The sequence below is a fragment of the Salinicola socius genome (assembly GCF_001937195.1).
In the GTDB taxonomy this organism is placed as follows: Bacteria; Pseudomonadota; Gammaproteobacteria; order Pseudomonadales; family Halomonadaceae; genus Salinicola; species Salinicola socius.
In genome coordinates, this window is record NZ_MSDO01000028.1 from 1 (window position 1) to 13,298 (window position 13,298).

The 13,298-nt window shown below is 60.1% G+C and carries 12 protein-coding genes; 7 read left to right on the top strand and 5 right to left on the bottom strand.

The genetic code is table 11. The features are described 5' to 3' along the window. The first annotated feature begins 546 nt into the window (after positions 1-546). Together BTW07_RS17230 and BTW07_RS17235 are read left to right on the top strand one after the other, a co-directional pair. On the top strand, positions 547-1,260 hold the full coding sequence (locus tag BTW07_RS17230) for a Crp/Fnr family transcriptional regulator (protein ID WP_075571410.1): 714 nt from the start codon (positions 547-549) through the stop codon (positions 1,258-1,260). Positions 1,261-1,604: 344 nt separating this feature from the next. Continuing rightward, on the top strand, positions 1,605-2,390 hold the full coding sequence (locus BTW07_RS17235; protein WP_075571411.1) for a Crp/Fnr family transcriptional regulator: 786 nt from the start codon (positions 1,605-1,607) through the stop codon (positions 2,388-2,390). Between the two features lie 78 nt (positions 2,391-2,468). Here the strand turns inward: BTW07_RS17235 and BTW07_RS17240 are convergent, their stop codons facing one another. Together BTW07_RS17240 and BTW07_RS17245 are read right to left on the bottom strand one after the other, a co-directional pair. Then, positions 2,469-3,662 carry a phosphoglycerate kinase gene (locus tag BTW07_RS17240; protein ID WP_075571412.1) on the bottom strand — a complete coding sequence of 398 codons (1,194 nt, stop codon included), beginning with the start codon at positions 3,660-3,662 and terminating at the stop codon, positions 2,469-2,471. A 144-nt stretch (positions 3,663-3,806) separates the two neighbouring features. Then, a complete protein-coding gene (locus BTW07_RS17245) occupies positions 3,807-4,862 on the bottom strand; it encodes a type I glyceraldehyde-3-phosphate dehydrogenase (RefSeq protein ID WP_075571438.1) in 1,056 nt (351 codons plus the stop codon). A gap of 276 nt (positions 4,863-5,138) precedes the next feature. On the opposite strand from BTW07_RS17245, the gene BTW07_RS17250 reads away from it, so the two are divergent. After that, complete coding sequence (locus tag BTW07_RS17250) at positions 5,139-6,092, top strand: aconitase X swivel domain-containing protein (RefSeq protein ID WP_158025892.1); 954 nt, start codon at positions 5,139-5,141, stop codon at positions 6,090-6,092. Between the two features lie 73 nt (positions 6,093-6,165). Here BTW07_RS17250 and BTW07_RS17255 read toward each other — a convergent pair whose 3' ends face one another. The 3 genes from BTW07_RS17255 to BTW07_RS17265 all read right to left on the bottom strand — a co-directional run bounded on the left by BTW07_RS17255 (position 6,166) and on the right by BTW07_RS17265 (position 8,232). Continuing rightward, positions 6,166-6,924: an alpha/beta fold hydrolase gene (locus tag BTW07_RS17255; RefSeq protein ID WP_075571414.1), complete on the bottom strand. Its 759-nt coding sequence runs from the start codon at positions 6,922-6,924 to the stop codon at positions 6,166-6,168. Positions 6,925-7,082: 158 nt separating this feature from the next. After that, on the bottom strand, positions 7,083-7,811 hold the full coding sequence (locus BTW07_RS17260; protein ID WP_075571415.1) for an LrgB family protein: 729 nt from the start codon (positions 7,809-7,811) through the stop codon (positions 7,083-7,085). Further along, positions 7,804-8,232: a CidA/LrgA family protein gene (locus BTW07_RS17265; RefSeq protein ID WP_083942011.1), complete on the bottom strand. Its 429-nt coding sequence runs from the start codon at positions 8,230-8,232 to the stop codon at positions 7,804-7,806. Before BTW07_RS17265 ends, BTW07_RS17260 begins: the two co-directional genes overlap by 8 nt. A 565-nt stretch (positions 8,233-8,797) precedes the next feature. Between BTW07_RS17265 and BTW07_RS17270 the strand changes: the two genes are divergently transcribed. The 4 genes from BTW07_RS17270 (at position 8,798) to BTW07_RS17285 (ending at position 13,228) form a co-directional block, all read left to right on the top strand. Then, positions 8,798-9,850 (top strand): class I fructose-bisphosphate aldolase, encoded by a 1,053-nt coding sequence (locus tag BTW07_RS17270; RefSeq protein ID WP_075571417.1) that lies wholly within the window; start codon positions 8,798-8,800, stop codon positions 9,848-9,850. 267 nt (positions 9,851-10,117) lie between these two features. Next, positions 10,118-11,170 (top strand): type 2 periplasmic-binding domain-containing protein, encoded by a 1,053-nt coding sequence (locus BTW07_RS17275; RefSeq protein ID WP_075571418.1) that lies wholly within the window; start codon positions 10,118-10,120, stop codon positions 11,168-11,170. 93 nt (positions 11,171-11,263) lie between these two features. Continuing rightward, positions 11,264-11,707, top strand: coding sequence for a tripartite tricarboxylate transporter TctB family protein (locus tag BTW07_RS17280; RefSeq protein ID WP_075571439.1), 444 nt, complete (start codon positions 11,264-11,266; stop codon positions 11,705-11,707). Between the two features lie 18 nt (positions 11,708-11,725). After that, positions 11,726-13,228 carry a tripartite tricarboxylate transporter permease gene (locus BTW07_RS17285; protein ID WP_075571419.1) on the top strand — a complete coding sequence of 501 codons (1,503 nt, stop codon included), beginning with the start codon at positions 11,726-11,728 and terminating at the stop codon, positions 13,226-13,228. Positions 13,229-13,298 lie beyond the last annotated feature (70 nt).

Sequence of the window (13,298 nt, forward strand, 5' to 3'; positions counted from 1 at the left end):
GCTCATCGCGTTGAGCCAGCACCTCGATAGTGACCCGATCACCGTCGCCCGCATGCAGTAGGCTATTGACCGGCGGTAGTGTCCCGTCGAAGCGAATGTCGATGACGCTGCCACGGACGGTGACGATGGTGCCAAGATTGCCCACGTCGGACTTGGGACCAGATTCAGACGCTGTCATTCCGGGCCCTCCTGTCAGTTGTCGCTCATCCACCCCGAACAGGTGATGCTTATGCATGCCAGATCATGAGCAATGGTCATCATGCCTGTAGGCAGAGATATCCACCGTGCGCTAGCGAACACAAGAGTTCCCAGCGGGGATCTGGGCTTCTACTTTTAGAGAGTTGCGCCCCTGTTCACCTGATTGACCTGGATCAACCTTTTTCGGCACTACCCCATGCTTGGAGCACAGGGGGATCGCATAACCGACTCTGGGGGTCCACTATTGGCTCTCGTTATGTACGCCATCGAACAGAATGTGGGCGCTTCAGCCCTGTGTTTTTCCATCAGGTTTTCCCATCAGGCCGATCTCCTCGGCTGGAGGCTGCGATGCCTGAGTTACCGCGACCGCAGCAGAATCTCTTATTGGCTGCCTTGCCTCATGAGTCGAAGAAACGCCTGGTCGATCATCTCGAGCTGGTTTCACTGCCATTGGGCAAGGTGATGTACGAATCCGGAGAAACCATGCGATATGTGTATTTCCCCACTGATTCAATCATTTCGCTGCTCTATGTGATGGAAAGTGGTGCCTCGGCGGAGATCTCCGTCGTCGGTAACGAAGGGGTCGTCGGTATCGCTTTGTTCATGGGTGGGGAGAGCACCCCGAGCCGCGCCATAGTACAGAGCGGCGGCTATGCATTTCGATTACTCGGGCAGCGGCTCAAGGATGAGTTCAATCGTCACGGCGAGATGCTGGTACTGATGTTGCGCTACACCCAGGCATTGATTACCCAGATGTCGCAGACAGCGGTGTGCAACCGCCACCATTCTATCGATCAGCAGCTGTGTCGCTGGCTACTACTGTCGCTGGATCGTCTGCCAGACAATCAGATAACCATGACGCAGGAGTTGATCGCCAACATGCTGGGTGTTCGCCGCGAGGGCGTCACCGAGGCCGCGGGCAAGTTGCAAAAGCTGGGCGTTATCGAATACCGGCGTGGTCACATCACGGTACTGGATCGGCCCAGACTCGAGCAGCTAAGTTGTGAGTGTTATGCCGTGGTGAAAAAGGAAACCGACCGATTATTGTCAGATCACTTTTGATGTCGCTTGCGTCATTCTCTTGCGACTCATCCATGCCAGAGTTCGAATCGATGGACGATATCCAGGCAAAGCCGGATTTCATCCGATAGCTGTGAGCCAGGGCGCACCTGAAAAGCATCGGGCAAGCCAGGAAAAAATGGCACCGATGCAAGGTCGATATGACCAGGAAAAGCCTTATCGGTTCTAGATTGTGTCAGTGCGCCGAAAGCGCCGGCGCAGCCTGACGCTGCGTGCTGTAACGAACAGACTGCTGTCCTTTAGACATGCAATCTGGGTGAAGCGGGATCGTCCAGGCACCTTTCTCACGCCGAAATTCTCTACTCCTGTGCTGCTGGAAAACCTCCATGTCAGTTGCACCTCCAACGTCGATGACCAATCAGTTGCTTGACTGCCTTCCGGATAACGAGCGAAGCAGTGTTGTCGAGCAATGCGAAGCGGTAGAGCTGGCGTTTGGTAGCGTTCTCTGTGAAAGCGATCACTCTTTTCGGTATCTATATTTCCCGACGACTTGCTTTATCTCTCTGGTCACTACCCTCGGTGGCAACCATCCATTGGCGCTGGGATTGATGGGTAACGAGGGTATGCTTGGCGCCACGCTGGTACTCGGCGTCAACACCGCCTCGTGCCGAGCGGTGGTTCAGGGGCCGGGCGCGGCTCTGCGTATAAGTACCATTGGCTTGCACCGCATTCTGAACAATAACCAGATATTACAACGGACACTCAAGCATTATCTTTACGTACAAATTGCCCAATTGACGCAAAATGCTGCCTGCGCCCATTTTCACGACATCGAGCCACGTTTGGCGCGCTGGTTACTGATGACTCAGGATCGCGCTCACGCCGACCACTTCCACCTGACCCACGAATTTCTCGCAGACATGCTTGGCGTCCGTAGAAGTGGTGTCACCCTTGCAGCAGGTACCCTGCAATCGCGCCGACTCATTCGTTACCGTCGGGGTGACATCACAATACTGGACCGGCAGGGGTTGGAAATGGCCGCCTGCGAATGTTACGACCTTCTCCTGAAGGACCATGCACGGCTATTTCCATCGCGCACGCCGTTGATGTTGCCTGCGCGTGAGGGCAGCCGCTTGGAGAGCGGCCAGGACGAGACCCAGGCGGCTCCGTGATGGGATAAGTGGTGGCCGAACGAGACGACACCGGCCCGAGGACCGGTGTCGTGTCTATCACCTGATCGAAAGCCTTCGTTACTTGGCGGCTTTTTCCTGCGCGGCTTTTTCCTGCGCGGCTTTTTCCAGTGCCGCTACCGCGGGCAAGGTCTTGCCTTCGACGTATTCGAGGAAGGCCCCGCCGCCGGTGGAGATATAGGAGACCTGATCGGCGATACCATACTTGTCGATGGCGGCCAGGGTGTCGCCACCGCCGGCGATGGAGAATCCCGGGCTTGCGGCAATCGCCTTCGACAGCACTTCGGTGCCCTTGCCGAACTGATCGATCTCGAACACGCCGACCGGGCCGTTCCACAGGATCGTGCCGGCATTTTCCAGCAGGCTGGCGAGGTGTTTTGCGGTCTCCGGTCCGATATCCAGGATCATCTCGTCATCGCCGACCTGATCGACCGGCTTGACCGTTGCCGTGGCAGATTCGGAAAACTCGGTGGCGACGACGACATCGGTGGGTAGCGGGATCTCGACCTTGTCCATCAGCTCCTTGGCCTTGTCGACCAGATCCGCTTCATAGAGCGATTTGCCCACGCCATAGCCCGCCGCCGCGATGAAGGTGTTGGCGATACCGCCACCGACGATCAACTGATCGCACTTCTCCGACAGTGAATAGAGCACGTCGAGCTTGGTCGACACCTTGGAGCCACCGACGATGGCGGCCATCGGGCGTTTGGGTGCGCTGAGCGCCTTCTCCAGCGCGTCGAGCTCGTTGGCCAGCAGCGGGCCGGCGCAGGATTGCGGTGCGAACCGGATCACGCCATGGGTGGAGGCCTGGGCACGGTGGGCGGTGCCGAAGGCGTCCATGACGTAGATGTCGCAGAGGGCGGCGTAAGCCTTGGCCAGCGCTTCGTCGTCTGTCTTCTCGCCCTTGTTGTAGCGCACGTTCTCGAGCAGCACGACCTCGCCTTCGGCGATCTCGAGCTTGCCGTTCAGGTAGTCCTTCTCCAGCCGTACCGGCTTGCCGAGCAGGCTGGAGAGGTGTTCTGCCACCGGGGCCAGCGTGAACTCGTCCGCAGGCTCGCCTTCGGTCGGCCGGCCCAGATGGCTCATCAGCATCACGCTGGCGCCGGCATCGAGCGCGGCCTGGATGGTCGGCAGACTGGCGCGGATGCGGGCATCGCTGGTGACCTTGCCGCCCTTGACCGGGACGTTGAGATCTTCGCGGATCAGCACGCGCTTGCCGGAGAGATCCAGTTCAGACATCTTGAGTACGGTCATGAAATCCTTTCCTTAGAGGGTGTTTAATAAAGGGCTGCACTCGCCGATACGGCGTTGAAACCCTCTTCAACATGCTCATTTACTGCTCGTAAACTGCGCTGTTTCATCTGGTTTCGCCTTGTCTCGTCTTTGTTCGCCTGTTTCTTAAATACCCTCTCCTGAGGAGGTGGCGGGTTCGGAGATGGAAGATGACAGTCCGAGCCAGTGGTGAGCGACGTCGAGCATCCGGTTGGCGAAGCCCCATTCATTGTCGAACCAGCACAGCAGCTTGAGCAGGTGACCGCCGGCCACGCGGGTCTGAGTGGCATCCACGATACCCGAGCGCGGATCGTGGTTGAAGTCGACCGAGGCCATCGGCTCGTAGGTCACGCCGAGCAGACCCAGGTAGCGCTCACGGCTGGCGGCTTCCAGGCAGGCGTTGACGGCGGCGGCGTCGGTATCGCGTTCGAGCGAGATCGACAGGTCCATGGCCGAGACGTTGATGGTCGGCACGCGAACGTGAAGACATTCGAAGCGATCGGCCAGATGCGGCATCAGGCGGCCGATGCCGCGAGCCAGCCCGGAGTCCACCGGGATGATCGAATGCATCGCCGAACGCGTCAGGCGCAGATCGCTGTTGTGGTAGGCGTCGATCACCGGCTGGTCGTTCATGGCCGAGTGGATGGTGGTGGTAACGCCGTGAGAAACCCCGAAGGCATCTTCCAGCACGTCGAGGATCGGCACCAGGCAGTTGGTCGTGCAGGAGGCTGCCGAAAGAACGCGCATGTCGCGGGTGATCGCGCTCTGGTTGACGCCGTAGACCACGGTGGCATCGACGTCCGCTTCCGCCGGCTGGGAGAACAGCAGCCGCGCCGCGCCGGCCTGCAGATGTCGCTCGGCGGTGGCGCTATCCTTGAAGCTGCCGGAGCACTCCAGCAACAGATCGATGCCAAGCGCCTCCCACGGCAGTGCCTCCGGCTCGGCGGCGTTGAGAATACGAATGGATCTACCGTTGACGATCAGGCAGCCGTCGCGCGCTTCGACGTGACCGGGAAACCGCCCGTGGGTGGTGTCGTAGCGCGTGAGGTAGGCGATCGTCTCCTGGTCGGAGAGCTCGTTGATCGCCACGATTTCCAGCGGGAGATCGGGGCGTTCGATCAGCGCACGCAGCACGCTCTGGCCGATACGGCCGTAGCCGTTGATGGCGACGCGGTAGGTCATGGGCGAATCTGTTAACCCGATGTTGAGGAGACGGTTCGAGATCGACATCTTAACGCATTCGATCATGACGAGCCGAGCCTGAACCGGGCACCGATCGGTGAGGACAAATCTCAGCCGAATAGAGGAAACCGCTGGACGGAAAGGCTGGACGAAAGGAGCACCGCCCCATAGTTTGAGAGGATGTTTCTTGCCTTGAGTGGTGTTGCAGATGGCTATGGTCCCGAATGCGATACCGAAGTTTCAGCGTTTGATGGCGCATTCGGGGGCTCGATCGTGATGACGCGCCGTCTTGAGTCGCTATCGTTCTATCTCTCCGCCAATGAATGCCTGGTCGAAGGCGAGGGCAGCGGTGTCGTCATGGCCAGCTCTACGCCGCTCGGTCTATGGGGCGGGGTGGACCCCAGCCGGGGCGAAATCATCGATCCACACCACCCGCTGTGTGGCGAGTCCCTGGTCGGGCGGGCGCTGGTCGTTCCCCACGATCAGGGTTCCGATATCGGCGGCGCGGTGCTGCTGGAGGCGATTTACGCCGGGCAGGCGCCGGCGTTGATCGTGCTCGACCGGGCCGATGGCATCATCGCACTGGGTGCCATCGTCGCCGAGGAGGTACTGTCGCTCTCGGTGCCGATCGTGGTGCTGGACGCCGCGCGGTTTGCCCTGGCGCAGTCGGCGCGTCTCATCACGCTCCATCGCGGCAGGCAACTGGTGCTCAGTGGGCCGCACTTGGCGGGCCTTGCCAATGTGATCGCCGGCGGCGAGCTCGGTCACGAGCAGCCCCCGGCCACCGCCGCCAACGACGGCTTCGCGCTCTCGCCGCGGGATCGGCGCTGTCTCGACGGCGAGAACGGCCCGGCGGCCCGTGCCGCGATGCGGGTCGTATTGCGCATGGCCCGTCTGCAGGGGGCGTGCGAACTGGTCGATGTGGCTCGCGTGGCTTTCGATGGCTACCGTTACGCCGGTCCGGCCGGATTGGCGGTTGCCGAGCGCCTGGCCGGCTGGGAGAAAGCGGCTGACCGGCCGGGGCCCGTCGACACGGTGGCGACACCGGAGGCGTCGAAGCGGCTCCTCGAGCTATGTCAGAGACTCGGTGGATCGCCCGTGTCTACCGCAGCGCCGAGCGCGCGTCACCCGCCATGGCCATGGCTGCTCGGTCTCTGCATCGCGGTGACGGGCCGGGCACCGGCGCTAGCCGATGGCCGGCCGGGTTCAGGTCTACCGTTCAGCGGCTAGCGCTTAACCCTTTGAGTCCATCGATCCGGGCTAAGCGATCCGGGCTATGCGATCCGCGCTAATCGACCCGGTCTCATCGACTTGAGCTGGCTTGAACAGCGATCGCGTTGAGCTCTTCGGCCAGTGTCTCCGGCATCTCCATGGGCAGCAGGTGACCATAGCCGGGAAACACCTGGAGCTTGCCTTGCGGCAGGTGCGGCATCACCTGCTCTCGTTGCGTCCTTGGCGGCAGCGACGGGTCCTTGTCACCGACCAGCACCCAGGCCGGGTAGGGCAGTTTACCGACGGCCTCGCGCCAATCCTCGGCATAGGTCGTCATGGGCCAGGCGCGCCACGCCGCCGGGTTGGCATTGATGGCGTCCTCCACCGCCTGCTGGTAAAGCGTGGGGGCGAGCGAGACTTCGCTGGCACCGTCGATGAACTGGCGTGCCTGGGCTTCGCTGAAATCGAACTCCAGCTGGAATCGATGCTCCTCCTCGCTGATCGACTGCGGGCCCGGCGGCGACGGGGCGATCAGAATCAGCGCCCGCAGCCACGCCGGGCGATTGGCGGCGACCGTCATGGCGATGCGACCGGAAAACGAGTGCCCCACCAGAATGACGTTGTCGAGTTCGGCAGATTCGATGCACTGTTCGACGTGTCGTGTCATCGAGGCGACGTCGAATCCCGTCACCTCGCTGGCACGGCCGAATCCTGGCATGTCCAGCGTGATCGCCCGGTATCGCTCGTCGAGAAGTGGCAGGACCGCTTTCCACTCATGATGGGAGCTGCCGAAAAAGTGCATGAGCACCAGCGTCGGGTCTCCCTGACCGCTGTCACTGGCTATCGTCATCGTGGCTCTCCTTTGCACGGACCTGACCAAGGACGTCGAGGAATTCGACGACTGCTAACAGCGTAGCGGGATCTGCGTCGCTGTCAGGCATCGGCACCACATGTATCAAGCGCTGATTCGGGTAAAACGCGCGCTGCCCAGTAGCCAACAAGCGACGTTCAGTAGAAAAGATGCCAGACGAGCGGCAGCACGATGGCGGTGAAGGCGCCGGTCAGACTCATGCCCAGCGAGGCAAAAGCGCCGGCGACACCGCTGATCTCGAACGCGCGCACCGTGCCGAGGGCATGCCCATTGATGCCCAGCGCCAGGCCGATCAGTCGGGGGTCGCGGATTCTTAGCATTCGGCTCAACCATTCCACCCCGAAAATGGCGGTGACCCCCGTCGTCAGCAGAGCCCCCATCAGCAGTGCCCGTGAGCCACCCAGCTCTTCGGCCAGACTGAGCGCGATGGGAGAGGTCACCGACTTCGGTGCCAGTGACGCGAGCACGTCCTGCGGCGCGCCCATGATCGCCGCTATCAATACCGCGTAGCAGGCAGCCAGGGTCGCCGACAGCGGCAGTGTCATCAGAATCGGTTTCCACAGGGCACGAATCTGCGGTAGCTGCTGATACAGCGGCACGGCCAGCGCCACGGTGGCGGGCCCCAGCAACAGCATCAGCCAACTGGCGCCGCGGTTGTAGTCGTCGATGCCGATGGGGAGCAGGGCAATCACCGTGGCAATCCCGATCGCCGCGATCAGCATCGGCGGGCACCAGGTGGGGCGGCGCAACAGCTTGAACAGGCGAACGCCGAAGAAATAGGCGCCAAGCGTCAGCGCGATGGCGGCGATCGGCGACTCGAACCACTGCTGTGGCAACTGTGAAAGGCGATCGAGCCACTCATTCATGGTCAACGGTTCCGACAGGGCTGGAAGGATCGTCGTTGCGAGGCGTGTCGTTGCGAGGCAAATCGTTGTGAGACAAGTCGTCATGAGCCAGATAGCGACGCATCAGCAACAGGCTCGACAGCACGCTGAGCAACGTGCCGACGATCAGGGCGGTCAGAATCGCCGTCCATTGATCCGCAAATTGATCGGCGACAAAGAATATCTCGACCACACCGGGCATGATCAGTAGCGCCAGCATGGCGATCAGCGGTTGGCTGATCTGGACGACATCCCGGTTCATGCGACCGCGAAAACTGAACCACAAGGTCAGCAGCAGCATCCCGATCACGCCGCTGGGCATCGGAATGTGGAACAGCCGCACCAGGGTTTGCCCCAGCAGCAGGAAGGCGAGCAGCCACAGGAAGCCGCGCAGAACGGACATCACGGAAGTCTCGGTCGCTGAAAAGAGAGCCATCATATCAAATGCCCGGCGTTACCCGGCCGCAGTGATGCTCGAGACAGGGCCATGGCCAACGGCTCAAGACTTTCCCATGACGATTTTCAGCCGTCGCCAGGATACGAAACGTGACAATCTGGGATAGCCCCCGTCAGGGCGTCGGGCAGAAGAGACGAGCGATGCAGAAATGATGCACGGACGTGATCTGCGGCGCATTGTCGCTTATTCTTGGCGATGATTTCGTTGTCAGTCGATGATCGCCGCGACGAAGAGGGGTGTCGGAACGGGCGGCGCGGTGTGAAACGGCGGCAGATGTTGTTCAGTAAACCAGCGCGTGATCGGGTTCGGTGGGACCGGTCGTGCGACGCCATCGGGCTGATACCTGCCTTTCCTGGTAGTGCGCGTTATGGTGACGCCGGGACAGGCACTATCGATTTGTCTTCCTTGGCAGAGCGGGATAGCCATCTTCGGTAGCCATCCATGGTAGAGAGGGAAGCGGCTCAGGTCGAGATTCCCCGATGACCCATCTTGAGGACAGAGGACAAGCAACATGACCGATATTGCCAAGCTGCTGGGCGATGAAGCCGACAGCCTTCTCAACTACACCTGCACGGGCTTCAAGAAAGAGGATCTGTATCTGCCTGGTCCCGACTTCGTCGACCGCGTGTTCTCCGACAATGACCGCAGCCCGCACGTGCTGCGCAACCTGCAGACGCTGTTCAACAACGGCCGTCTGGGTGGCACCGGCTATCTCAGCATCCTGCCGGTCGACCAGGGCATCGAGCACTCGGCCGGCGCCTCCTTTGCGCCCAACCCGATGTACTTCGATCCCAAGAACATCGTCGAGCTGGCCCTGCAGGGTGGATGCAACAGCGTCTGTTCGACGCTCGGCGTGCTGTCGTCGGTGGCGCGACGCTATGCCCACAAGATCCCGATGATGCTCAAGCTCAACCACAACGAAAGCCTGACGCTGCCGGCGATGTACGAACAGACGATGTTCGCGCAGATCGAGCAGGCCCACGACATGGGTTGCATCGCGGTCGGCGCCACCATCTATTTCGGCTCCGAAGATAGCCGCCGCCAGATCCAGGAAGTCAGCGAGGCTTTCGAGCGCGCTCATGAGCTGGGCATGGTCACCGTGCTGTGGTCGTACCTGCGCAATCCGGAGTTCAAGAAGGACGGCACCGACTATCACGTCTCCTCCGACCTCACCAGCCAGGCGGTGCATCTGGCGGCGACCATCAAGGCGGATATCGTCAAGCAGAAGCTGCCGGAGAACAACGGCGGCTACAAGGCGATCGGTTTCGGTCACACCCACGACAAGGTCTACAGCGAGCTGACCAGCGATCATCCGATCGACCTGGCGCGCTATCAGGTGGCCAACTCGTTCATGGGACGTGCCGGGCTGATCAACTCCGGCGGTGGCTCCAAAGGCCATTCCGATCTGGGCGAAGCCGTCCGCACCGCCGTCATCAACAAGCGTGCCGGTGGCATGGGTCTGATCTCCGGACGCAAGGCGTTCCAGAAGCCGCTGAAGGAAGGTATCGAACTGCTCAACGCCGTTCAGGACGTCTACCTCTCCAAGGACGTGACGATCGCCTGAACATGATGACCCGGCGTTAGACGTTGGTTGTCAGTGGCAAGAGCCCGGCTTTGGCCGGGCTCTTTTTTTGTCCCGATATCAGCAAGTTGTCATAGCCAGCCTTATGCGACTTTGGTCGGGATACTTAAGTTGAATTGTCTGACAAAGTCGCTTTCTCTACCGTGCAAGACGTGTTCGATGATAACGCTATCATTTGATTCCCACCGGTTGGATGACACGGCGAGCCGTGCGTCGAATGGTGACAACGGAACATGAGGGAGACGCATCATGAAAGCGATTTGGAGCAAGACCTGCCTGGCAATGCTGGCCAGTGCCGCCATCGGCGTATCGGCAACGGCGCAAGCCGCTGAAGATTGTCCTATTCCGGGTAACCTGCGCGTCGTGATCGGTTCGACTTCGACCGGTGGTGATACCTATCAGGCGTCCAGCATCGTCGTCGACCAGCTCGCCAAGAAGCTCGACATCAATGCCAAGGTCGACGCCGTGGGCGTAATGGGCGCCTTCCGCGCCCTCGAGCGTGACCGCCGCGGCAACACCATCATGGTGTTCCACGATGGCAGCTATCTCGGCAACCTCTATGGTGTGAACGGCTATCCCGACATCTTCGAGAGCTACAAGGTCGGTCCGACGTTCGCCATCAACCCGGGCAACGCGTATCTGGTGCCGAAGGACTCGCCCTATCAGTCGATGGACGACATCATCGCAGCAGCCGGCAACGACAAGAAGATTCGTGTCGCCATCCAGCCCGGCGGCGTTTCCGAGCTCGGTTTTTCCGCGCTCAAGAACGCGGTTCGCCTCGAGCATCCGGGCAAGGAAGGTAACATCGTTGCGGTCAACACCGGCTCGCAGGCTGACAAGAACCAGCTGCTGTTCGACGGTGCGGTGGACGTCATCAACGGCTCGGTGCAGGCCAATGAGCAATACACCAACCTGCCGGAAGATGACCAGAAAGCGATGCGCTTCGTCTGGCTCACCTCGCCCGAGGAAACCATCGCCCAGACCAATGAAGAGGGCATGGGCGATACGACTCGCGAGCAGCTCATGAAGTACGCCAACGTCGACATTCCCATGAGTGCGGACTCCGACGAGAGCTTCACCTTCGATAAGGAGTTCTTCTTCCTCTACAACAAAGACATGGATCAGGCGGCGATCGATTGCATCGACGACACCCTGGCTCAGGTCTTCGAGGAAGACGAACTCCAGCAGCAGCTCAAGCGCACGTTCCTCGTGCCGGACTTCAAGCCGTCGACCGAGGCTTCGGAGTGGATTCAGCAGAAGAACGGCAAGTACGAAAACATCATCAACAACCTCAAGGGTTGATCCTGCGGCGTGCCGGCCGGCGTTCGCTGGCCGGCACGGTTCGTTTTCACCAAAGATACTGCCGGCGACGCCCCGGCGCAGGAGCCGCTTTCCATGGAAAGCCAATGGTTGTCGCTATTCGATGTGACTATCGACTTCGATCAATCGCATCTCTTTTTCCCCCGAATCGTCACTTGGATACTGCTCATCCTGCTGGCTGCGATTCTGCTGACTCGTTACCGCTTGCTGGTGCCGGGCTTGAAACATGCGGGTCGCGTGCTGGCCGGGCGCGAGGGCGATTTCGATCGCAAGCGATTCTTCGGCACGCTGGCGCTGACGACCGTCTACTTCTACATGATGGGCGTGTTGAGCGATGTCTTTCCCAATACGGGATACAGCTTCCTGATCTGCTCTATCGTTTTCGTGTTCCTGTTATCGCTTTTGTACGTTGGCCAGTTGTCGCGGCGGCTGGTGGTGATCATTGTGTTGAACGCACTGATTGCACCCGCGATTGCGTGGTATGTGCTCGCGCAACTGTTTCGCATCACGCTGCCCTGACCATCGGAGACTCGCCTCATGGATATCCTGTCTCACCTAACACCGATGTTCTTCGGGCTGATCGCCGCGGGAACATTGATCGGCATCATTTTCGGTGCCATTCCCGGTATGACCGCGACCATGGCCGTCGCTGTCTGCCTGCCTCTGACCTACGCCTTCGGTCTCGAGAATGGCGTTGCGCTGCTGCTAGGTCTCTATGTCGGCGGGATCTCCGGCGGTATGGTGCCGGCGGTGCTGCTCAATATTCCCGGTACGCCTTCGTCGATCTGTACCACGTTCGATGGCTATCCCATGGCCCAAAAGGGCGAGGGCGAACGCGCACTCAAGACCGGCATCGTCGCCTCGATCTTCGGCGGGCTTTTCAGTGCGGCCGTTCTTTTCTTCTTTGCTCCGGTACTGGCGGATTTCGCGATCAAGTTCTCGAACGTCGAGAAATTCCTGATCATTTTGCTGGCGCTGACCGTCATCGCCTCGCTCTGTTCGAACTTGCTGATGGGTATTTTCAGCGGCGTGCTGGGCGTCTGGCTGAGTCTGATCGGTACCTACTCGATCATGGAGGGCGGTAACGGCGAGACCCGTCTGATGTTCGACTTCATGGAGTACTACCTGATCGACGGCTTCTCGCTGCTGCCGGTGCTGATCGGTATCTTCGGTCTGACCACGGTGCTGCTCGATGCCGAGACCGGGTTCAAGGGCGACAGTGAACACGGCCGGATCTCACTCAAGGGCGGCAAGAAATTCTCTTTCGGCGTGTTCAAGGGTCAGTTGACCAACTTGGTTCGCTCTTCGGGGATCGGCACCTTCGTCGGCATGCTGCCGGGCGTCGGCGGCAGTGCGGCGTCGGTACTGGCTTACAGCCAGGAGAAGAACTTTTCGCGTGACTCCTCGCAAATGGGCAAGGGCGCACCGCAGGGCATCGTATCCTCGGAGGCATCCAACAATGCTCTGACAGGGGGCGCGCTGGTACCGCTGCTCTCGCTGGGCATCCCGGGAGATTCCACCACCGCGATCCTGATCGGGGCGTTCACGCTGCAGGGCATCCAGGTCGGACCGCTGTTCATCGGCAATAACATGGATACCTGGTATCTGATCATCATTGCGCTGGTCATCGCCAACGTGCTGATGTTCGGCATCATGTACTTTGCGATTCGGCATATTGCCAAGGTGATTGAAGTTCCCAAGTACATTCTCTACCCGCTGATCATCATGATGTGCGTGGTCGGGGCGTATGCGATCAATTACGGCATCATGTTCGATGTGTGGACACTGTTGCTCTTCGGCGTCTTTGGTTGGGTCGCGCACAAGATCGGTCTGGAAACCGTGCCACTGATCATCGGCTTCATTCTTGGCAAGTCGGCAGAGGTCTACTTCGTGAAGAGTCTCGAGTCCTACGGCAACTATTCGATCTTCTTCACCAAGAGCCCGATCGCCATGTTCCTGTGGGTCTTGATTGCGGTATCACTGGCCTTCGCGATCTATCTCAACATCCGCAACCGGCGCCAGCCTGAAATCGAAAGCTGAACCGTCGTTAGTCATGCAAAAGCCCCGCCATCAGTGATGGCGGGGCTTTTTTTTCCACGCCCGTTGTTGG

Bases quoted from the DNA above. Each gene is read 5' to 3' on its own strand.
- BTW07_RS17230 (WP_075571410.1), top strand. From the start codon at position 547: ATGCCTGAGTTACCGCGACCGCAGCAGAATCTCTTATTGGCTGCCTTG.
- BTW07_RS17235 (WP_075571411.1), top strand. From the start codon at position 1,605: ATGTCAGTTGCACCTCCAACGTCGATGACCAATCAGTTGCTTGACTGC.
- BTW07_RS17240 (WP_075571412.1), bottom strand. From the start codon at position 3,662: ATGACCGTACTCAAGATGTCTGAACTGGATCTCTCCGGCAAGCGCGTG.
- BTW07_RS17245 (WP_075571438.1), bottom strand. From the start codon at position 4,862: ATGACCTACCGCGTCGCCATCAACGGCTACGGCCGTATCGGCCAGAGC.
- BTW07_RS17250 (WP_158025892.1), top strand. From the start codon at position 5,139: ATGACGCGCCGTCTTGAGTCGCTATCGTTCTATCTCTCCGCCAATGAA.
- BTW07_RS17255 (WP_075571414.1), bottom strand. From the start codon at position 6,924: ATGACGATAGCCAGTGACAGCGGTCAGGGAGACCCGACGCTGGTGCTC.
- BTW07_RS17260 (WP_075571415.1), bottom strand. From the start codon at position 7,811: ATGAATGAGTGGCTCGATCGCCTTTCACAGTTGCCACAGCAGTGGTTC.
- BTW07_RS17265 (WP_083942011.1), bottom strand. From the start codon at position 8,232: ATGTCCGTTCTGCGCGGCTTCCTGTGGCTGCTCGCCTTCCTGCTGCTG.
- BTW07_RS17270 (WP_075571417.1), top strand. From the start codon at position 8,798: ATGACCGATATTGCCAAGCTGCTGGGCGATGAAGCCGACAGCCTTCTC.
- BTW07_RS17275 (WP_075571418.1), top strand. From the start codon at position 10,118: ATGAAAGCGATTTGGAGCAAGACCTGCCTGGCAATGCTGGCCAGTGCC.
- BTW07_RS17280 (WP_075571439.1), top strand. From the start codon at position 11,264: ATGGAAAGCCAATGGTTGTCGCTATTCGATGTGACTATCGACTTCGAT.
- BTW07_RS17285 (WP_075571419.1), top strand. From the start codon at position 11,726: ATGGATATCCTGTCTCACCTAACACCGATGTTCTTCGGGCTGATCGCC.